At 54.6% G+C, this 20,794-nt stretch carries 14 protein-coding genes; 3 read left to right on the top strand and 11 right to left on the bottom strand.

Features of this window, described 5'->3' with window-relative positions:
• Positions 1–40 precede the first annotated feature (40 nt).
• The 11 genes from ABE504_RS09960 to ABE504_RS09910 form a co-directional block, all read right to left on the bottom strand.
• Entirely contained in the window at positions 41–1,081 is a 1,041-nt protein-coding gene (locus tag ABE504_RS09960; protein WP_430087713.1) for a glycoside hydrolase family protein, read from the bottom strand.
• Positions 1,082–1,110: 29 nt separating this feature from the next.
• Complete coding sequence (locus tag ABE504_RS09955) at positions 1,111–2,502, bottom strand: sulfatase family protein (protein ID WP_430087711.1); 1,392 nt, start codon at positions 2,500–2,502, stop codon at positions 1,111–1,113.
• 6 nt (positions 2,503–2,508) lie between these two features.
• Complete coding sequence (locus ABE504_RS09950) at positions 2,509–3,972, bottom strand: sulfatase-like hydrolase/transferase (protein ID WP_430087709.1); 1,464 nt, start codon at positions 3,970–3,972, stop codon at positions 2,509–2,511.
• Positions 3,973–3,981: 9 nt separating this feature from the next.
• The gene (locus ABE504_RS09945) at positions 3,982–5,604 is read right to left on the bottom strand and encodes a hypothetical protein (RefSeq protein WP_430087707.1); all 1,623 of its coding nucleotides are present in this window, start codon (positions 5,602–5,604) and stop codon (positions 3,982–3,984) included.
• A gap of 64 nt (positions 5,605–5,668) precedes the next feature.
• Positions 5,669–6,553 carry a carbohydrate ABC transporter permease gene (locus ABE504_RS09940; protein WP_430087705.1) on the bottom strand — a complete coding sequence of 295 codons (885 nt, stop codon included), beginning with the start codon at positions 6,551–6,553 and terminating at the stop codon, positions 5,669–5,671.
• Between the two features lie 13 nt (positions 6,554–6,566).
• Positions 6,567–7,478 (bottom strand): ABC transporter permease, encoded by a 912-nt coding sequence (locus tag ABE504_RS09935; protein WP_430087704.1) that lies wholly within the window; start codon positions 7,476–7,478, stop codon positions 6,567–6,569.
• An 808-nt stretch (positions 7,479–8,286) separates the two neighbouring features.
• A complete protein-coding gene (locus ABE504_RS09930) occupies positions 8,287–10,524 on the bottom strand; it encodes a helix-turn-helix domain-containing protein (protein ID WP_430087702.1) in 2,238 nt (745 codons plus the stop codon).
• Positions 10,525–10,565: 41 nt separating this feature from the next.
• Positions 10,566–13,706: a chondroitinase family polysaccharide lyase gene (locus ABE504_RS09925; protein WP_430087700.1), complete on the bottom strand. Its 3,141-nt coding sequence runs from the start codon at positions 13,704–13,706 to the stop codon at positions 10,566–10,568.
• 641 nt (positions 13,707–14,347) lie between these two features.
• Positions 14,348–15,319, bottom strand: coding sequence for an MBL fold metallo-hydrolase (locus ABE504_RS09920; protein ID WP_430087698.1), 972 nt, complete (start codon positions 15,317–15,319; stop codon positions 14,348–14,350).
• Between the two features lie 10 nt (positions 15,320–15,329).
• Complete coding sequence (locus ABE504_RS09915) at positions 15,330–16,064, bottom strand: class I SAM-dependent methyltransferase (RefSeq protein ID WP_430087696.1); 735 nt, start codon at positions 16,062–16,064, stop codon at positions 15,330–15,332.
• A 41-nt stretch (positions 16,065–16,105) separates the two neighbouring features.
• Complete coding sequence (locus ABE504_RS09910) at positions 16,106–16,780, bottom strand: DUF6483 family protein (protein WP_430087695.1); 675 nt, start codon at positions 16,778–16,780, stop codon at positions 16,106–16,108.
• 201 nt (positions 16,781–16,981) lie between these two features.
• Between ABE504_RS09910 and ABE504_RS09905 the strand changes: the two genes are divergently transcribed.
• The 3 genes from ABE504_RS09905 to ABE504_RS09895 all read left to right on the top strand — a co-directional run bounded on the left by ABE504_RS09905 (position 16,982) and on the right by ABE504_RS09895 (position 20,689).
• Positions 16,982–17,203, top strand: a complete 222-nt coding sequence (locus ABE504_RS09905) for a helix-turn-helix domain-containing protein (RefSeq protein ID WP_028556998.1) — start codon at positions 16,982–16,984, stop codon at positions 17,201–17,203.
• Positions 17,204–17,350: 147 nt separating this feature from the next.
• Entirely contained in the window at positions 17,351–18,160 is an 810-nt protein-coding gene (locus ABE504_RS09900) for an SDR family oxidoreductase (RefSeq protein WP_430087693.1), read from the top strand.
• Between the two features lie 219 nt (positions 18,161–18,379).
• Positions 18,380–20,689, top strand: a complete 2,310-nt coding sequence (locus tag ABE504_RS09895; RefSeq protein WP_430087691.1) for a helix-turn-helix domain-containing protein — start codon at positions 18,380–18,382, stop codon at positions 20,687–20,689.
• Positions 20,690–20,794: the final 105 nt, after the last annotated feature.

The following is a 20,794-nucleotide window of genomic DNA, read 5'->3' as shown; positions in this document are numbered from 1 at the left end:
ACGAACCCACCTTCCTTCAAGGTGAGTTCGTTTTTTATTGTCACTTATCCCGCTGCCCCAGCGGGATGACCATATTCCACGTGTTCGCCGCCTGTGTGAACTCGCCCGGCCCGTCGGCCGTCGCAAAAAACAGATGCGTCGGCGCCCCGTCCTCGAACAGCACGAACGGCCGCTCCAGACTGCCCATGACCTGCTCCGTGCCGTCATCCCATAAGACCGTGCGAGAGTACGCCTTGCGCCCTTCCTCCGCTTCCCATATGACGCCGTCCGCTGATCGCGCCAGCATGCCCCCGTGATACTCGCCGCAGATGTTGCCGATCATATCTTTGGCGATCATCTCGTAGCCGCCGTCCACCTGATAAATAAACGGATCCTCCAGGCAAAATTTCTCCTGCGGAAAAATCGTCTCATCCGCCACAGCCGTATACGGCCCGCGATAATGTGGCGCTCGCGCGACGCCGAATGACATTGTGTCCCCGTGCAAAAACTCAGCGTACGGTCTCGACTTATACGAACGCGTCTTGTAGACCAGCAGCACGGAACCGTCCTCATGCACACACGGAGCCAGGTTGGACGTAAAGAAGTTGTCGAACTTGTCCGGTCTCGGCTGCAAAATCGGCGCATCCATGCGCTCCCACGGCCCGAAGACACTACTTGCGACGGCAAGGCCGATCCGCTTGTTGGCTCGCGCCACGATACATCTCGGATCATGCAAATCATACGTTTCATCGGGAGAAACGTCCCTGAACGGGTGCGTCGAGCCCATGTAGTACAAAAGGTACGTATCCCCGTGCTTCACAATATGCGGGTTGTGCGTGCTTCGGCCGTCCCAATATTCGGCGCCCCGAGCCGGCAAGACAACCTCCTCAAACCGATACGGCCCCTCCGGCGTCTCGGACACCGCACGCACGATCTCCGAAGCGACGAGCCAGCCCGGATGCATCGGCAGCGTTTTGGGCCAGCGGGAAGCGAACATGTGATATCGCCCATCCTCGCCTTTCACCACGGAGCCGCACCATACCCAGTAGCCCGCCATGCGAAAGCCGCCGCCCCGCGGCGCAGGCCTTCTCCCCCTATCCATCACATCGCGTCCCTCACTTCCCTAAAAACCTAGCGGTTCCAAATATCATTCGTCTTCGCGAGCTCCCGATCCAACCGCACCCTAAGCTCCCGGACCACATCAGGCTGCTCGCCCGCAACATCCTTCATTTGATACGGATCCGCCACATCGTCAAACAGCAGAACGGTCTCCTTCTCCGCATAATCCTTGTGCACGAGGAACGTGTATTGTTCTGTCTTAAGCCCCCTCATATTCGTAAAAGGGTTCAGATACAGCCCAGCCGTCCCTTCGGCCTGCTCCCCGCGGAAGAAAGCGGCTTTATCCTCGCCCTCGACGTCGTCCGGCACGGCAGCCTCCAGCCCCATCAAGCCAAGCAGCGTCGGCAGCAAATCCGGCACATTCAGAATAAAATCGGCCCGTCCCGGCCGAATCTTGCCCGGATAGCGGATCGCGAACGGCACCTTAAAGCTTTCGGCGTACCAATGCGGCTTGCCCGACAAATTGTGGCTGCCCATCATATCCCCATGATCGGATGTGAACACGACGATCGTGTCTTCCTTGATGCCTTTGGCGTCAATCGTGTCCAGAATACGCTGAAAATGCTCATCCACGCCCGTGATCGCGGCGAAATACCGCTTCACGTGATTCTCGCCGTACGCTTTGCCCCGCTGTGGAGCCGCTTGCAGACGCGTGAACGCCTCCGGCGTCGTATCCGTCACGTTTGGCCGCACCAGCAGGTCGCCCGTCTCCATCCCTTCATACATCGCCAAGTACCGCTCCGGCACTTGCTCAAACGGTGGATGCGGCGGGTTGTACGACAGCATCAGCATAAAAGGCTTGCTCTCGTCGCGGTACGCGCCCCCCTCGTTCGCAATATACCCCACGGCGACATCCGTCTCATGCTCGACCGACCAGACGCCGGGACGCGTCCGCTCGGATAGCCCAGCCTCATTCTCCCAGTAATGCGGGTCGAGATGATTGTCGCAGGCGCCGTAGGCGTGCCAGAAGCTGAAGCTGTGCCTGCGCTCCGGCAGCGTATACGAGTCCCACAGGATGCCATCCTCGCGGAAGCCTTCCGTGTGCGGCGCCTGCGAAGGCTCGACCGGATCGAGATGCCACTTGCCGATATAGCCGGTCTCGTAGCCGATATCCACCAACACATCCGATAAACAGCGCTCGTCCTTTTTCAAATAGACGCCGTACACGTTGCGATTAGAGTTGCAATTGGCGATAACCCCCGTCGAATACGGATATTTCCCCGTCATCAGCATGCCCCGGTACGGACTGCAGATCGGAAAATTGCTCACCGCGTTGTTCAACACAAGGCATTCCTCGCTAAAACGGTCCAGGTTCGGCGTCAACACCGGGTCACCGTGCATAAAGCCGACGGACTGCTGCCTGAGTTGATCCGGAAAAACAAATACTACATTCGGTCTCTTCATATCCTCTCACTCCTTGCCCGGCAGAGGCTCAAACGCTGCCCCTTCCGTAATTCCCGGCCTCATCGGCATCCGCTGGCCGTACCCCGTGACCGGCGCCACGCGCCCGTCCAGCTCCGGCACGACATAGCTGGCGAACCATTCGCCGAGTCTGCGCCGCAGCGCATCCACAATCTCCGCGCAGGTCGGATCCCCCGCCTTATTATCTTCCTCGCCTGGATCGCGGCGAAGATCATACAATTCATGCGGCCCGTATGGGTAACGGTGCACATACTTCCACTCCTCCGTGCGGATCATCCGCACAGGACCATACTCATCAAAAATCACAACATCCTCTCGCCCGCTCCCCGCTTCCCCGCGTAGCAGCTTCAGGAAGCTCTGACCCGGCAAACGCGAAGCCTCTGGATTCGGCAGCCCGCACATCTCCAGCAGCGTCGGAAAAATATCGTACTGACTCACCAGCTCGCTGCATACGCTTCCCGCAGGAATGACGCCGGGATAAGCGAAGATCGTAGGCACCAGCACCGACGTATCGTACATATTAAGCGGAAACGTCGCGTTGCCCTTGCCCCATACGCCGTGATGCCCCATATTCATGCCGTTATCGCCCATGAAAACAACCACCGTCTGCTCCTTGAGCCCTTGCGCTTCCAGCCGATCCAGCAGCCGGCCGATTCCTTCGTCCATCGCAGTCACCGACGCATAGTATCCTTGGAGCAGCTCCTTACGGCGCTCGCCTTCCCCGCGCGGCGCAGATGGAATCTGATTCGGATGCATCGGCAGATCGGGCACCGATTCAAATGGGCAATCGTCATACAATCGCACATACGACTCCGGGTGCTCGGAACGATCCCAAGGCGAGTGCGGCGCCGTATAGTGCACGCCAAGGTAAAACGGCACCTCCTGCCCGGCAAGCTCGTCCATAAACGTTAGCGCATGGTCGGTGATCATATCCGTGATGTATCCGTCCGCGATCCGAACCTCGCCGTCCTCCACGATGTCAGGCCTCATATAAGAGCAGCCGCCGCGCGCGATGGTGAACCAGCGCTCGAAGCCTTTTTGCGCCGCGACACTGTTGCCAAGGTGCCATTTGCCGCTTAGAGCGCAGGCGTAGCCCGCTTCGGCGAGCAGCTCCGTGTAGGCCGGGATGTCGGCCAAATACTCGGTCGCCGTTCGTTCGCCCGCTAGCGCCGGGTGGCGGCGCAGCTCTTCAGACAAAGCGTCCCGATCCACGTTGCCGGACGAAATCCAGTCATGGACGCCGTGCTGCGATGGCATACGGCCCGTTAAAATAGAAGCACGCGCCGGCGAACAGACCGGCGACGTGCAGAAAAAGTGATCGAAGCGCATCCCCTCGGCGGCTAGCCGATCAAGATTCGGCGTACGGATTTCGGGGTTGCCGGCGCAGCCAAGCGCCCAGCTCCCCATATCGTCCGCCAAAATAAAGAGGATGTTCATGTTTTGTTTTTGCATAGCCATTTCCTACTTGCTAGCTTTATAGCGGTCATAGACCTGCTGATAAATTTTCATCATGTTGTCGAGGCCCATATCCTTGAGCTTTTTGACGTAATCGTCCCATTCTTTGTCAATGCCGCCGGACAGCATCCATTTCGCGTACATTTTGCTGACGTATGCATCGATGTCGGTCAAGTAGCGGGAAATCTGATCGCTTTCTTCCGCTGTAAAGTACGTTTTCGGGAACGCGTTATCTACCAAATATTTACCATATACGTTGTCGATATCAATCTTGGAGCGATTGCCCGAAGCCGCAGGCGGCACGATCATGTCGGTCACAGCTTTCGTCAAACCCCACACCGAGTACGCGGTTGGCGGCACTTGCATGAAATCGTCTGCGCTTGCCCCGGATGGTGTCGCGATCGCATCGTATTTACCGTCGGAGCGTTCTTTGAGCGAATTGCCGCCGATAACGCCACGACTGAATTGCATGGAGACTTTTGGATCGTACATGTTGTCAATCCAGCGCATCGTTGCTTCCGGATGTTTGTTGACGTTCGTTATGGCGAACGAGCCTCTGAGCAAAATGCCGTTGGCATAAGCAGCCCATACCGGGTCTTTGCCGTTTGGTCCTTTCAGCGGTGGCAGCGATACATAGTCCTGGTTAGCCGGATTCCAGTCGAACACGACGCCGATGATGCCTTTGCTTTCTTTGGCCGTCAGCACTTTGGAGTCCTGCGTGAAACTTTCCGGATCGGCCAGTCCTTCGGCGAACAATTTGTTGAAGTACTGGATCGCATCCTTATACTCCGGTTGCGCTGCCGTGTACACGACTTTATCGTTCTCCACGGACAAGTGGTTGTTGCCTACTTTATGCACGTCGCGGTCAATACGGCCGAAAGCGCCGAATAAGGAGTTGATGTCGCTGTTCCAGTTTTGCAGGAAGGACATCGGGATTTGATCCTTTTTATTGTTGCCGCCCAAATCGTTATCTTTAAAAGCTTTCAGCGTCGAATACAGCTCATCCGTTGTCGTCGGCATCGGCAGCTTCAGCTGATCCAGCCACTTTTTGTTAATGAACATCGTGGACTTCGTCTGTGAGTAACCCTCGTCAATCGTCGGCAGCGAGTAAATATGACCGTCCGGCGCTGTCAGCTGCTTTTTATAAGTCGGATTGTCCTGGAACATCTTCTTGACGTTCGGCGCGTATTTCTCGATCAACCCTTCCAGCGGAATGAGAATGCCTTGCGAACCGTATTTGACAATGTCGGTATCCTCACTCAAAATACCATGCGCATAAAACGCATCCGGCAGTTCGCCGCCGGCAAAGAGCAGGTTTTTCTTCTCGTTCCATGAGCTGCCCGGCGTCAAATTCCAATTAATATGAACGTTTGTGGACGCTTCAATATCTTTAAAAATTTTATAATCATTCAAATCCTTGCCTGACGGCGGCTTGAACGCCGCAATGTTCAGCGTCAGCTTCTCTTTGGCAATCGGCAGTCCGCTCTCATTCATATCAGAGGGCACCGCCGCAGCCGTTGTCGGCTTCGCGCTTTCTTCCGCAGCTCCTTTATCGGAGGAGCATCCCGCCAGGACGAGGGACGTGCTTAATAGCAACCCTAGTGCAGCTTTTGGCCATGTGTTGTTCATCTTTCTTTTTCCCCTTTCTGATGATACATGTTCTAGTGTATATAGTAAGCGGCGGTTGCCGCAATTACCCTTTGACTGAGCCGACGAGGGCACCTTTGACGAAATAGCGCTGCAAGAACGGGTACAGCACCAACACAGGCAAGGAGGAAACGATAATGATGCCGTATTTCATCAGCTCCATCCGCTTCTGCTGTTCCTGCGAGCCGTCGAGCATATCCTGCATGTCGGAGCCTTCGTTCATAATGAGAATGTTGCGCAAAATAATTTGCAGCGGCTGCTTGGCATTGCTTTTTAGATAAATCAGCGCCTGGAAGTAGGAGTTCCAATGCCCGACGGCATAGAACAACACCATGACCGCCACAATCGGCAGCGCCAGTGGAATCGCGATTTTCAGAAAAAATTTGATGTTCGAGCACCCGTCGATTTGCGCCGATTCCAGTACCTCGCCGGGCACGTTCGACTGGAAAAAGGTCCGCACGATAATGACGTTGAAGACGGACACCGCATTCGGAATGATCATCGCCCACGTGGAGTCCAGCATGCTCAGATCCCGGACGAGCAAGTAAGTGGGAATCAGGCCGCCACCGAAAAACATCGTAAACACAAGCAGGAACATAAAGACGTTGCGGCCGACGAGATCGGTGCGCGACAGCACGTAGCCCGCTGTAATGGTGAGCACAAGGTTAATCGAGGTGCCTGCCACGGTGTACCACAGCGAGTTGCGGAAGCCGACCCAGATCGACGTCTCGCTCAGCAGCCGTTTATAGCCGTCCCAAGTCACATGCTCGGGGAAGAAGAGCAGCTTGCCGGAATACACCAAATCGGGATCCGTAATGGAAGCGGTGACCACAAAGTACAGCGGATACAGCACCAGCAGCACCAGAATGGAAATGAGCGTGTAGTTGGTGATATCAAACAGGAGATCCGCTCTTGATTTTGCCAGTTTCATGTTCGTCTCTCCCTTACCATAAGCTGGATTGTTTCATAGATTTCGATAGTTGGTTGACGGCAATCAGCAAAATAAAGTTGATGACCGTGTTGAACAGGCCGATCGCCGATGCGTAGCTGTACTGGGCTTGCACAAGCCCCGCTTTGTACACATAGGTTTGAATCGTTTCCGAGGAATCAATGTTGAGCTGGTTCTGCATCAAATACACCTTTTCGAAGCCGACACTCATAATATGGCCCATGTTCATAATGAGCATAATGATGACCGTAGGCATAATCGACGGAATGTCGACATGCAGGACGCGCTGCAGCTTGGTCGCACCGTCGACGGTCGCCGCTTCGTGCAGATCGGGATTGACCGCTGTAAGCGCCGCCAAATAAATGATTGTTCCCCACCCGACACTCTGCCAGACGCCCGAGAAGACGAAGACGGTCTTAAACCAGTCCGGACTTCCCATGAAAAAAATCGGTTCGATGCCGAACAGGCCGAGAAAGCTGTTGACGGCGCCTGTTTTGGGCGAGAGCAGCAGGTAGACGATCCCGACGACGACCACCGTAGAAATAAAGTGCGGCGCGTACGTAATCGTTTGCACAAAACGCTTGAAGCGCTCGCTTGTGAGCTGATTAATCATCAGCGCCAGGATGATCGGCGCCGGGAACGCGACAAGCAGCTCGTAAATCGAAATGCCGAGTGTGTTGCGAATGATGGTCGTGAGCTGATACGATTCGAAAAATCGCTCAAAGTTATCGAAACCGACCCAAGGGCTGCCGGCGATGCCTTTGACGGGGTTGAAGTTTTTGAACGCAATTTGCAGCCCGTACATCGGTACGTAATGGAAAATAATAAAGTAGGCAAGCGTCGGCAAGAACAATAAGTACAGATCGTAATTGCGGATAATACGCTTGAAGGTTTGGGACTGAAGCACCGTTGTTCACCTCCGCTGTTAGTTCGCGATGTCGCTTAATTAAATCGCTTTCATGCCTCAGTTGTACCATCCGCAGGGCACAGCCGTATATAAGCGAGATCGCCACAGGGCATATGCGAAACTTGATCTGGGCTTGCGTGGCGCGGGATCTGCGGTTTTTGACGGGGCGAGTATGCGAATTCGGCATGTTGAAAAAGCGGCGTGGGTGGGCGGCGGACGCGAGGGCAGTAACGGCTCTGTGTGGCGTTAGCATCGGCGCTTCTAAGCCAACTCAGCTTGCTGGGCAGAGGTGGGCGGCGCCAATGTTGTCAGCAGGTTAAGGTGGCAGGCTGTGAGCGAGGCATTTGTTGTTATCAGGGAGGAATCAAGCTATCTCCTGGACATAAGATATTTGAAATTACCTATTCGCATCGCTTGTGTTCTAATTTCCAGAATAAGATAACGGAGTTATCCTATTCGTCGGTTTTTGCCGTGTTGTAAGCACATGTGCTGCAAATAGGTTCGTTTCGCTAACTTATTATCTTAAAAATCGACCCCGTTGCTGAAATAGTGAGCTTAACCTGACAACATTGTGGGCAGTTCACCCTACTTTCAGGGACGGAAACGTGGACTACTGGCGTAGTAGAATAGCCAATGGACTGACTGGCTATTTGGGGTGAATCCCCTGGATGTCTAGCATTAGCCAATGGTTTCATTGGCTAACGGGGCAACCGGCTGGATGCTCTAGCGTTTGCCAGAGGTTCCTTGGCTAAACTGCAAGAAAAAAAATACGCCCCTCTTGAACGAAGGAGCGCATAGATGCAAGCAGCTAACGATGCTGCTTGCGGTATTCGCCGGGCGTAACTCCGACCATTTGTTTGAACTTGCGGATGAAGCTAGATACGTCGTAATACCCGACTTGCTGCACGATATCTTTCACGGAGCGGTCATCGGTACGCAAGAGCCGTTTGGCTTGATCGATGCGCACCTCGTTCATGTATTCCATGACCGTCTGGCCGGTCTGCTCCTTGAAGTAGCGGCTTAAATACGAGAGCGACAACGAAAAATGCTCCGCAATCCGCTGCACCGAGAAATCGTACTCCGCGCAGTGCCGGGAAATGTACGTCGTGATCTGCTCGATCATCGCGTTCGGCGCCGACGGCTTCTTCGCCTCCAGCACCTCGCGCAGCGTCGCCGACGCGGCCAAGAGCAGCTTGACGATATCGTCAAGCGTCGTGTAGTCCGTCAGCGTCAGCACGTCGGGAAAGCTGGCGCCCGTGCTGCCAGGACGCTGCTTCTCCGCGTAAGCAATAAACTTGCGGATCATATCGTAGATCATCTCACGGGCAATAAACAGCGTGAGACCGCTCGCCTTCATGCGCTGCGCGATCTGCTCGACGGCTTCGGAGATCCGCTCAGGGCCGCCAAGATGCAGCACCATATCCAGCTCCTCGAGCACGCGCCGGGGATTGAACAAATCGGCATGATCGTGCGCTTGCAGCTCATCGAAGAAAATGACCCGTTGATTGCCCTTGATCAGCTTGTAGTCGATCGCGGTCGACGCCTCGAGAAACGAGCGGCCTGCTTGCGCCAGCTCACCGTATCGGTTGCCGACACCCATCGTAATCGGCGCCTGGAAGACGGCGAGCACATGCTCATGCAGCCGTTCCAACCAGGCGCGCCAAGCCTCCTCCGAAGCACCGGTCGACACGATGAACAGAATGCGGCGCTCTTCCAGGCTTTCTTTACGATAGCCAATCATCTCGCTGCCGAACTTGCCCTCGACTTCGTCCAGCAGCCGTTCCTTCATCGCCGCCATGGAGGCGGGATACTCCAGCATAAGCACGGCCGTGTCCGGGTAAGGCAGCACAACGCCGAGCTCCTGCCCCTGCTCATTGAAGGCTGCTGCTGAATCCCACTCGCCTTTTAGCAAAGAGGCAAGCAAATGCTCCCGAATCGCGGAACGATTCGCTTCCAGCTTCAGCCCGAGGCTGCGATTGGAATGCGCCATATCGTGGATGACGCTGCCGATCGTTTCCAGCTCGTTCGCCTTGCGAAGCGATTGGCCGCGAACGGATTCGACGAGCGTTGCGAGCTTTTTAACCGGATTGTAGTTGAACAGCATCAGCACATACACCAAGGCACAGCCGGCGAGAAAAATAATGCCCATCCAGCTCACCCACTGCCAGATCGCCCGAGTGATCGGCGCGACAAGCGTAGTTTTCGGGATTAACGTCACATAGGTAAAGCCGCTTTTGTCCGACTTTTGGTAAGAAACCGCGTAGGTCACATGCTGGATCGAAATATTCTGGTAGGAGGCATCTCCGTGCACAACCGTCTTGAAAAAATCCGCATCCTGCAAATAGTCACTCTGCTTCTGTGCGGCCACGACGTGTCCCTGACGATCGAAGACGATGGCGTTGCCTTCGGGTAGTGATAAGCTTTTGAGCAGCTCGCTTTCCCGCAGCATGAACAGCACCGAGCCGTAGGGATGCAAGCTGTTGATCGGAATCGGCACAAGGTACGTGACCATTCGCAGGTCAGGCGTACCGGAGACGCCGGAGACCGCAACATCTTCCGCAGGACGAAGCTGCGGCACCGTCGCGTGCTCCAGATCGTCTTTGAACTGATCGGGAGACCAATTTTTATACACATAAAAATCTTGTATGAACTGATTCACCTTATAAATGCTGATCGGTGAAATCATGAAATCGGTGCCCCGAATATGCAGCGCGATCTCGCGGATGCTGTCGTCGACTACCTTGCCTTCCAGCACCTTTTTTCCTTGGTAGACGCTGTAATCGTCGTGCGTCAGCACGTAGGGAGACAACTCGGACATGCTCTCCAGCTGCCCCGCGATCCGGTTCATCAGAATCAGCTTCTGATCCATCTGCTCCTGCAGCTCATTCAGCAGCGCCTGATTATTGCGCTCGACATCCCCGCCGACGATATGAACCAGTTGATAATACCCCGTCAAGCCCAGAAAGAGCAGCGGCAGTAAAAACAACGCCATATAGGAGAAAAGATAACGGTAAAAGACCGGTAGCTGATTAATCGCCGATTTCATTGTCTCGCCTCCGCTTGGATAGTACTGGCTTTATGAAAATCTTATGAAAGCGCTTGTAACGTGAATTCTCGCGGCATCGCGTCCTTACACGTCACCTCGATGACCGTAAAACCATTGTCCGTTCGTTGCACACGGATGTCTGTCAATGCTTCCTGTTCGGCCCACAGGCCTTGTAAAGTAAGCCGCAGCGTATGGGGGATGCTTTCCGCATGCACCCAATCGCGCGAATAGACACTGACTTCCTTTTGAATGCCGTTCTCGTCATATTGATCCGCTTCTACACCTTCATAAAGCCGAAGATCCGGATCGACGACGCTTATCGTCAAACCGCCAGCTTCCTCCCGCATCATCACCATGCACGGCGTATCGACAGCCGAGACGCGGCCGGTATTGACGCTATCGTCTGTTTCAAATAATGCGTACGCGGTAATGCCGCTTGCTGTGTCCGTAACAACATGGGCGCTGCGGTCTTGCCGAAGCACCGTGTAGGCTGCCGTCCCGGGGGACTGCATGCGAGCGCAGAAGGCTTCGGTTTCCCCTGCCGTCGTATTGACGAGAATCGCGTACTCGTAACGCCCGCCTTGAGGCGAAGTTCCGTGCTCCAGCCAAGCTGCCGCAAAATCGCCCTGCGTATCCGCGTCCGTCGCTTGATGCTTCGAATGCTGCATCGATTTCGACAGCCCGAGCGCCTGGCCCCCCGGCACATAGTAGCCGTTTCCTTTATTGTCCACGATCCATATGGCTTTGTCTAATTGCTTTTTTTGGAAGTACGGGAACGTTTGTACCGGTTCGGTGTCATTCAGCCAAACAGCATCATGCGGGTGCGGCAAATGCTGCTGAAATAGCGTCGTCTCCGTCGGCTGTTCTTCGTTGTCGTTCTCGATGTCTGTGCCCAGACACACAATGAGATGGTCGAAGAAAAAGGCCGATTTCCGCGCGCGATGGCTGCCCTCGTATTTCGGATGCTCGTGGAGCTTCATCGCGAACATGCCGTTTTCTTGTTTGAAGTGAAGTCCTCCCGCATACGTCTCGTCGGACAGCAGCATTTCCTCAAAGCCGCTGAGCGTATCCACATTGCGAACATCGGAACGCAGCTCCGCGATCGGCTTGTGAATCGTCGTCGTGCCAGGCCAACGGTTCCAGTCCCAGCCATCATGATGGTAACCGCTGGCCTCGTTGGCGATCGGCTCGCCTTTGCTCATGATCTGCAGATGCCCGTGCGAGATGTAACGGCCGTACAAATTCGCGCTCACATATGTCTCGTTTGCCCAGAGATAACGGCTGTGTCCGCGCATCCCTGCCAACCATTCGCCGCGCCGATGGATCGCCAGCGCCGCATAGTTCATTGTCCAGTGGCCGGTTGGCGCGGGTTCGGGCGTGAGCTGGTTCGCTTGGAAAAGGCGGACTGCCTCGGTGGATTCCGTTGGCTCCAGCAAACGTAAATATGCCGCAGCGACTTCAACGTCAAGTTCGTTATTGCCGTCCGGCGTGCCGCAGCGGGCCAGCCAGGCAAACGGCTCGGGATCGAGCGCCCATCGGCCTGTCGGGTGGCGCGCCGATAGCGACAACAACCACTCGCGCTTGTTGCTGTACAGCCGCATCGCCAGCAGCGCCTTGCGAATCGTGGCGTGCGCCTGCTCGTGGATGCGATACGGCGTGCCGCTCAGCACGTACATCATTGGCGTCACACCTTGAAAGCCCCCGACCGCATAGGCGGGATAGTGGTTGACGTGATGATAGGCGGAGCCGTCGATTTTGTAGGCGGCTCGAAGTCCTTTGGCCGGCAGCATCGATTGGCTCAGCCAATCGCGGAAAGCCACAAGCTCCCACGCCTTCTCCGCAGCATCTTCGCCGATGAGGATCGACGCCAGCATGCCGTGCAGGGTCGTGTTGTAGATGTCGATGTTGCCCTCCACTTCGGCAAGTGGCGTATGGATACGGCCCGCTCCGCTGAACCAGCGCATCGTGCGCTGCGTGCGCGCCAATCGGCCTGATTGTTGAAGAACGTCGCGGATAAGGAATACCGCTGGGTAATAATCGCGGAAATTATAGCCAAAATGATGCACCGTCCCCTGCGAGCTGCCGTATGTCCAGCCTTGATCCTCCAAATGATCGAGCACGAGGATCAACATAGCTTCGAGCTCGGCTTTTTGAGTTGCGTCTTTGCTGGATCGGAAGCACGTCGCTGCCGCTAGGAGGAATTTCGTAATCTCGCTGAGCTGAATCGCGTAGGCGAGCTGCTTCAGCTCTTCTTTCCGCTCCAGCGGGAAGTGATCGCGGAACGGGAGCTCTACTGGTCGGCCTGTGATTCCGACTTGGGATTGCGTGATGCCGAAGCTGGAGAATTGCCGCTTCAGCTGGTCGACCTCCTCTTGCGAGCAGGTTCGCGGCGTGTAGAAAAGCGCTTCATAGCGCGCATTCATGATGCTATGTGCATGCTCTTGCTCGGGCGTGATTGCCGTTGGCGAGGCGAAAGCCGTTATGGTTTGGTTGGGCTGTGCGCCTTTCTGAGGCGCGGAAGAAGAGTGATGCTGTTCTCGCGTTGAACTAGTCGGAAGTACGATTGATGACTGATGCTGTTCAGGCTGTGCGCCTGCCAATTGGATGGAGGACGATCGCAGTTGCTCGAACGCATACAGCGCCAACCAGTGCGCATTCGCCGAAGCATCAGCGGCGAGATTGACGAATGGCACCTGCGCGTCCCGCGTATGAAACCGCGGATCGATCTTGGTGTTCACCATCAATTGGTCGATGAAGATCGTACCCGCCTTCACGCCTTCTGGCATCCGCAGCGTGATCGTATCCATGTCGGGATGCGGCACGCCTGTCATGTCGCGTTCATACGCGACCCATGCCGTACGCCAGCCTTGGAACTGTAGGCCGAAATTGAACGAACAGTCAGTCTCCTGACCGCCTCGGCTAAATTCGAAAGTAAGCTGCCCCTCGATCGGGGCCAGATTATAAATCCAAACGGCAAACGAATCGCGCGCCTGACTGCTCGCCCCTTCCTGAAACGGGCGATAGCCAATATCGCCTGAAATGGTCAACCGGCCTGCCCCGGCATAATCCCACTGCAGACTGTGCTTCCCATCTTTATAGTGGCGGTCGCTGATCGTCAGACGCGAGCTTGCGTCGCACGAGATGCTCTCCGGGATACCGCTTTCAAAACTGTAAATCGTCATGATGTCCTCCCCTGCCTTCAGGAATAATCTCAGTTCTAGTTCTTTCCCAAAGTGTAGTGGACAGCGGTTCCAAGTGTCTATGTGCGGTTTCTTTCCGGCATATGCGAGATCTGAACTGAGGGGCTGTGGGGTGGCGATCCGGCGTGGGTTAAACGGGGCAAAATGATAGGCGGATATCGAGAGAGAGAGGTAATTGCTTACAGGCGAAATAGTTGCCGGCTTCATGGTTGAGTGAGAATTGAGTGGCGTGTGGGCTCTTTAAGTAACGCGTACGTTATATCCGACGTTGGACAAAACCGCGGGACGTATCAGTTCAGGCAGTAAGCCTGCAAATAAGCAGGAATTTTCTATTTTCCTCACCTGATTTTATGAAATTCCTGCGATTCAGCAGGCATTTTTGAGCAGAATCCTTTTTTCCTCCACAGCCCGGCCAAAAAACTGCTTTATCGCAGGCATTTTGCTGAAAAAGCCACTTTTGCGAAAAATTCCTGCTTATTCGCAGGAACTCGGCTGACTGTTCACCTCGATAGAATCATAAGATGTCTACCACGCTAAAAGATACCCGCGCGGCGATCCCACGCCGGCGGTGTGCGAAAAAGCCCCGCTGCTACGCCCAGCGGGGCTTACCTAACGCGCTATGTCTACACGCGCGTGTAACGGATCAGGCCCGCGGCCGGCTCCACCTGCCGGATGCGGCCCTGCGCCTCGAGCAAGATGAGATGCGCAATTGTCTCCGACAATGCGAATCTCATCTGGTGCATGCTCAGCCGGTCGCCGAACGTCGCCCGGCACACCTCATAAGCGCTCAGCGGCGCGCTTAACTGCCCTTCCATGAGCGCGAGCCGCTCATGGTGGTGGCGCACGAGCTCCGCTGCGCGTGCGCTAAAACCAGCCCATGGCTCCCGATGCCCCGGGTACGCCATGGCGACGTCCAGCTTGCCGATCTCGGCCAAGCTGTCCAAATACGCGCCGAGCGGGTTTTCCTCCACCTGCGGGAGGAAAGACACGTTCGGCGAGATCTGCGGCAGCACATGGTCGCCGCAGAACACGACCCGCGCCTCGGCGTCGTAGAAGACGAGATGCCCCGCGGCATGGCCGGGGGTCTCAATGGCTTCGTAGACGCGGTCCCCGAGGCGGACCGGCCCTTCCCGCAGCAGCGTGACCTGCGGCTGCGGGGACACCAGCGCGACGAAGTCACTCATGTGACTCGTCATCGCCGCCATCCCGTCCGCCGGGTACCCGTGGCGGGCGAACAAATCCAGCAGCAGCGCCGACATCGGCTGCTGCTCGCCCCACAGGAGACCGACCTGCGCGTAGCCGGTCTCCGATAACAGCACAGGCGCGCCGGTGCGCGCCTGGAACCAGCCCGCCATCCCGTAGTGATCGGGATGGTGATGGGTCAGCACAATTTGCTCAATGTGCGTCCAGTCAATGCCCAGCTCCTGGAGCGTCTGCTCCCAGAGCGCTTCCGCCTCCGGGGTGTGCAGCCCCGGATCGATCACGGTGTACCCTTTGCTGCCGCGAATCACATATGCGTTCACCCAACGCAGCGGAAAAGGCAGCGGCACCTTCACCTGCGTAATTTCATCCGTATGTATCGTAATTGCATTCATTTTCCTGCTGTCATCCTTCCCTATGCCCCACAAAAATCATCCGCCTGGAAACCTCCGGCTCGTACGCCCGGCCCTCGCAGTCGCCGTAGACATGATCAACCCGCAAGCCCGATTGAGCAAACATCCGCTCAAACTGCGGCTTCTCGTACAGCTTGACCTGCTCCATATGCAGGCGTTCCGACGCGTCCGAGCACGCAACCGTAATCCGTTTGCGAACGAACCCATCCTCAATCGTGCGCGCTTCGCGGATGGTAATGCCGTCCTCCTCACGTTCACTAAAAGGGACGAGGCATCTTTCCACATAAACCGGGTTCAGAAAATCCAGAATAAACCGACCGCCTGGCCGCAGCAGCCGATGCATTTCGGTCATCACCTTTTCATTTTCGCGATCCTCATCAAAATATCCAAAAGACGTAAACAAATTCACCACCGCATCCTGCGGCTCGTTTAGCGGAACAGCCCTCATGTCGCCGCGCACCCACGTCACTTGACCGCCTAAATCCATACGCATCGCCTCTCGCAGCAGCACCTCCGACAGATCCACGCCCGTCACCTGATACCCAAAATCAGCCAACGCCAGCGAATGCCTCCCCATCCCGCAGCACAAATCGAGCACCTTCGCGCCTTGTGGTAGATCCAGCCAGTCGATCATTTGCTTGACTTCATGGTACGCCCCTTGCATATCGCGATGCTTATAAACGAGTAAGTAATCATTGCCAAAGCTTTCCTGATACCAAGCCATCATCCTACACCCTTCAACTTCCCTAAAATAATGGACTCTCCCCGCTAGCCTTGCAGCTTGCTTTCCATCAGCTTTAACCCTTCAAGCGCTTCCTCCCGGCTAAAATTGCCCGCCGTCAGCCGCTCCTCGTCAATATCCAGCAGCTTTTCGTAAAATTGCGCTCCGCGCTCCGGCATCGTGCGATCCTCCGGATGATCTTCTATATAATGAAATAATGCATCTTCGGCCTTGGCGTAGCTGCCCATCTTGTCATAATATGGAAGCAGCAGCCTCTGCGTTTCAGCCGGTAGCCGCCAGCCTTGCAGGCGTTCATGAAGTCCTTCGAGCCTCGGCTTGATTTCGAGCATGACCTCGTCGTCCGGCTCAACCTCATCGGTCAGCCCGAGCAGCAAAAGCAGCTCCAGCGCTTTGACGTACGCCCAGTAGGCCTCTTCTTTTTCCACATTGTCCTTGAGAAAATCCCCCTGGCCCACGAACAAGTCATGAATAACGAGAGCCTTCGCCGTATCAATCTGCCCCTGATAAGTTAGCAGCTCCAAAATATCCTTCGACGACAGCGATCGTAAGGACCGCAGATTAAGTCCGAGCACGTGCCGGCTCGCCTCGTCCAATTGTCTTTGCGCGTCTTCGATGTCGACAAACTTCTTTTGAAACAAAATCCGGTGGAGCACCACCGTCAACTGCTCAATCTGCTTGAGCAAATAGTCGCGTTTGAACATGGAAGCGGATTCCCCCTTTTGCCCCTTCACATCCAGCTACCTGTAAGCTTACCATGCCTAGGCTGGAAACTCAAAAAGTCATTCCGCCTATTTTTGACAGCATACCGCACCATTGACACTCGCCCTTCATAAACTAATTTTGACTGTATCCCTTAACCTTGTAATTCCCAATACCCGAGCAAGGAGGGGTGACACACATCCATGGGCAGCGACCACAAAAACAAATTTTTACTTACAAACCGCGAACGCGAAGTATTTGAACTTTTGGTGCAAGACAAAACGACAAAAGATATCGCGCAGCAGCTGTTTATCAGCGAAAAAACTGTGCGAAATCATATATCGAATGTCATGCAAAAACTCAATGTCAAGGGTCGTTCACAAGCGGTTGTAGAACTGATTAAGCTTGGGGAATTAAAAATCTGATCTCGTCACCAGCCAAGGGATCCATGCAAGCCTTCCGACCCTCTTAGGAGGAACGGAGGGTTTTTATGTGTTTGTTGGGGATTTAATTCACCATCGTCAGGGTAAACTACAATATCAGCCTAATTACCAAATCAGGAGGTTTTATCCATGACGATTCAACCACATCAAGAAGCTTCCTCAACGAGTCCCAAAGTCGCCGTCGTCACCGGAGCAGCATCCGGAATCGGACGGGCATCCGCAATTCAATTGGCCAAGCATGGATACCGCGTCGGCTTGCTCGACCGTCCTGGGGACGAGTTGAACGATGCGTATGCGGAGATTACAGGCTCTGGAGGCGAAGCCATCGCGCTTGAGGCCGACATTGCTTATGAAGATCAGGTCCAGCAAGCGATGCAAAAAACGGTGAGCACCTGGGGCCGAATCGATGTGCTCTTTGCCAATGCAGGCATTAACGGGGTTCTCACGTCGATTGAGGAAATGGCTTCCTCTGATTGGAACCAGACGCTGCAGATTAATCTGACAGGCACGTTCCTTTGTGTCAAATACGCGATCGAACCGCTCCGCCAACAGGGCGGCAGCATCATCATCACGAGTTCCATCAACGGCAATCGCGTTTTTTCTAACTTCGGCATGTGCGCTTACAGTACGTCCAAGGCTGGACAAGTCGCTTTTATGAAAATGGCTGCGCTCGAGCTTGCCCGTTACCGCATTCGGGTGAACGCGGTGTGCCCCGGTGCGATCAAAACGCACATCGGCGAGAACACCGATAGCCGGCCTGAGGTGAAAGAAATCACGATACCTGTCAAGTATCCCGAAGGGAGTCAGCCGTTGGAGCACAAACCGGGCAGCGCCGAACAAGTCGCCGATCTTGTGTTATTTCTCGCGTCCGACCAGTCCAGTCATATCACCGGCACGGAAATCTTCATCGACGGAGCGGAATCATTGCTCCAGGGCTAATCTCCCCAAGTACTTGTATCGTTCACTTCAGAAATTCGCACACCCGTTACTTGAGAGCCACAAGGGGCCCGCGTCCTCGACGCGGGCTCTTTGCATTCGTTGGCGACCGCTCTGCTTGGCACAGCAAAAATTATGGCGCACAAACACCAGATATGATACACTGCACCCATCGCCGCTCCGTTATTGACTGTTGATTCCGATTCATGGGAGGTATTTACCATGCTGCTACGACGCAAAAGCATCTTTTTGACGTTATGGCTTTCCTATATCCTCATCTTGCTCATTCCCGTAACTGTAACCTTCGTGCTTTACATCAATATGGAAAAAACGATGGTCGACAATGCCAACCGCTCTAATCTCGCGATGCTGGAGCAAGCCCGTCAGATCGTGGATACCAATCTGCAGGAAATGGAACAGCTTGGCGTCCAAATCGCCACACAGCCCAAGCTCCAGACGTTATGGACGATGAAAGGCAGCGACAAATCTATTCAATACGAGGAAACCATACGCGCACTTCGAAATATTCGAAACGGATCACGCTTTATTGACCAGTTCTATATTTATCTGCGGGATGACGATACCGTCATTTCCTCCACGCTGAAAACGGACGCGGCCACTTTCTTCACCGAATTGTATCCGCTTCCAGGCAGAAGCCTCGATCAAGTACGCTCCGAGATTTTATCCGGCTACCATTACCTGGACTACTTTTCAGCTCCACAAGGAAATCAAGATCACACGGCAAATGTGATTGCCAGCGCCTTTACATTGCCTCTCGGGGAGGGCAGCAATGGGAAAGGCACCCTGATCATGCTCATTAACGAACAACAAATTTTCGACTTGATCAAGCAAATTCAGTGGGTGAACAGCGGGACGATGCTTATCCTCGATTCGAAAGGACAAGTCATGGTTTCGACTACGGGTCGGAACGAGCTCCCCGCCGGTTTGCTCGCGGAGATTTCCGATTCGAACGGTTACAAGACGTATTCGACGGAAGGCCAAGATCAGATGCTCTCGTACACAACCGGTCAAAGCGGCTGGAAGTATATTTCCTTAGTGCCCAAACACGTTGTGCTGGAAAGGGTCAACGAAATTAAGTTTTGGGCGTTGATCCTGCTGGCCTTCGTTATCGCTGCCGGCAGTGCGGCGGCTTATTGGATGGCCTACCGCAGCTACAGCCCGATCCGCGATTTGGTTTACACAATTAGTAAAAGTAAGAGTGTGCAGCGCAGCGGGTCAGCCAACGAATATGAATTCATCCGGACATCGATCGCAGAATCGCTCGCCGAAGGAAAGGAACTTAAGACCAAGCTTGCCGGTCATCTGCCGGTCGTTCGCGCACATTTTTTGAACAGGCTGCTGAAGGGGCAAGTGGATCAGGCTGAACTCATTCCCGACTCCCTCGCTTTCATGGGTGTGCAATTTCCGCATTCCCATGTAGGGGTGGTGCTTATTGAGGTCGATGAGAGCAATGAATTCCGTATCGAAGAAAGCGAGCGTGATTATGCACTGGTTCGCTTTATCATGTTTAATTTGAGCAGCGAGCTATTGGGGGATGACGGTTATGCAACGGAAACGGACAGCAATAGGTTGGCGCTCGTACTGAACGCTCCTGACTCTTCGGAGCAGACACTACATAACCGTGATCGGCTGATTGCCGAGCTCAAAGGGATTATCGAGGAACGGTTCCGAATGAAAATTACGGTTGCGACCAGCTCCATCCACCACGGGCTGACGGAAGCTTCCCGCTGCTACAACGAAGCTCTTAACGCACTGGATTACCGCATCATTCATGGCATTAGCTCCATCATCCATTACGATCAAATCCGGGAGATGGCGCGAACCGATTACTACTATCCGACGGAAGTCGAAGCGCAATTCATGAATGTGCTCAAAAGCGGGGAGCTTGACGCCGCCGAGCGGATTCTTGGCGATCTATATGAGCGCAATATCGGTTCCCGCGATGCTACGCCTGAGCTCGGCAAGCTGCTGTTTCTAAACATACTGGGCACCTTACTGAAAGTTACGGATGCGTTGAAGATCGATGACAAAATGTCGTCTGGAACGGGCTCCGATCCTGTGAAGCTGATCCTGAACAGCACTTCGGCGGACGATATGTTAAAAAAAGTGAGAGAACTGATTGTATTTATTTGCAATAGTGTGCGCGAAGCGCGCTCCGAGCAGCATGAACGATGGCACGAGAGGATGAAGCAGTATATCGATCACCATTACGAGGATCATTCGCTCAGCTTGACCTCCATCGCCGATCACTTCGGGATGACTCCGCAGTACATGTCCGGACTGTTTAAGAAGCAGTACGGCATGAATCTGACCGATTATATGATCGAGGTCAGGATCTCCGAAGCCAAACGTCTGCTCGCCGACCCGGGCCTCACGATCCTGCAAGTAGCTCAGCGGGTCGGGTATACCACGGACATCGGCTTCATTCGCGTATTCAAAAAAATCGAAGGCATCACCCCCGGCAAATACCGGGAAATGCTGCAGTTATCCGACAATCGGAAAGACAGTTAGGCTCTGTGAAAATCGGTTTATCCTTAATCTGAAGCGGTGTTTGTCTTTCGTTAAAACGTATTGTAGGCAGTTTGGCCCGCCTCAGCTACATTGAAATTGCGGACG

This window comes from Paenibacillus oryzisoli, assembly GCF_050467285.1.
In the GTDB taxonomy this organism is placed as follows: domain Bacteria; phylum Bacillota; class Bacilli; order Paenibacillales; family NBRC-103111; genus Paenibacillus_E; species Paenibacillus_E oryzisoli_A.
Note: the sequence above shows the minus strand (reverse complement) of the source record. Positions and strands in the feature narration are given on the sequence as shown.

What these genes read in the sequence shown, in the direction of transcription:
- ABE504_RS09960 (WP_430087713.1), bottom strand. Translation starts at nt 1,081, where the DNA reads ATGGATAGGGGGAGAAGGCCTGCGCCGCGGGGCGGCGGCTTTCGCATG.
- ABE504_RS09955 (WP_430087711.1), bottom strand. Translation starts at nt 2,502, where the DNA reads ATGAAGAGACCGAATGTAGTATTTGTTTTTCCGGATCAACTCAGGCAG.
- ABE504_RS09950 (WP_430087709.1), bottom strand. Translation starts at nt 3,972, where the DNA reads ATGCAAAAACAAAACATGAACATCCTCTTTATTTTGGCGGACGATATG.
- ABE504_RS09945 (WP_430087707.1), bottom strand. Translation starts at nt 5,604, where the DNA reads ATGAACAACACATGGCCAAAAGCTGCACTAGGGTTGCTATTAAGCACG.
- ABE504_RS09940 (WP_430087705.1), bottom strand. Translation starts at nt 6,553, where the DNA reads ATGAAACTGGCAAAATCAAGAGCGGATCTCCTGTTTGATATCACCAAC.
- ABE504_RS09930 (WP_430087702.1), bottom strand. Translation starts at nt 10,524, where the DNA reads ATGAAATCGGCGATTAATCAGCTACCGGTCTTTTACCGTTATCTTTTC.
- ABE504_RS09925 (WP_430087700.1), bottom strand. Translation starts at nt 13,706, where the DNA reads ATGACGATTTACAGTTTTGAAAGCGGTATCCCGGAGAGCATCTCGTGC.
- ABE504_RS09920 (WP_430087698.1), bottom strand. Translation starts at nt 15,319, where the DNA reads ATGAATGCAATTACGATACATACGGATGAAATTACGCAGGTGAAGGTG.
- ABE504_RS09915 (WP_430087696.1), bottom strand. Translation starts at nt 16,064, where the DNA reads ATGATGGCTTGGTATCAGGAAAGCTTTGGCAATGATTACTTACTCGTT.
- ABE504_RS09910 (WP_430087695.1), bottom strand. Translation starts at nt 16,780, where the DNA reads ATGTTCAAACGCGACTATTTGCTCAAGCAGATTGAGCAGTTGACGGTG.
- ABE504_RS09905 (WP_028556998.1), top strand. Translation starts at nt 16,982, where the DNA reads ATGGGCAGCGACCACAAAAACAAATTTTTACTTACAAACCGCGAACGC.
- ABE504_RS09900 (WP_430087693.1), top strand. Translation starts at nt 17,351, where the DNA reads ATGACGATTCAACCACATCAAGAAGCTTCCTCAACGAGTCCCAAAGTC.
- ABE504_RS09895 (WP_430087691.1), top strand. Translation starts at nt 18,380, where the DNA reads ATGCTGCTACGACGCAAAAGCATCTTTTTGACGTTATGGCTTTCCTAT.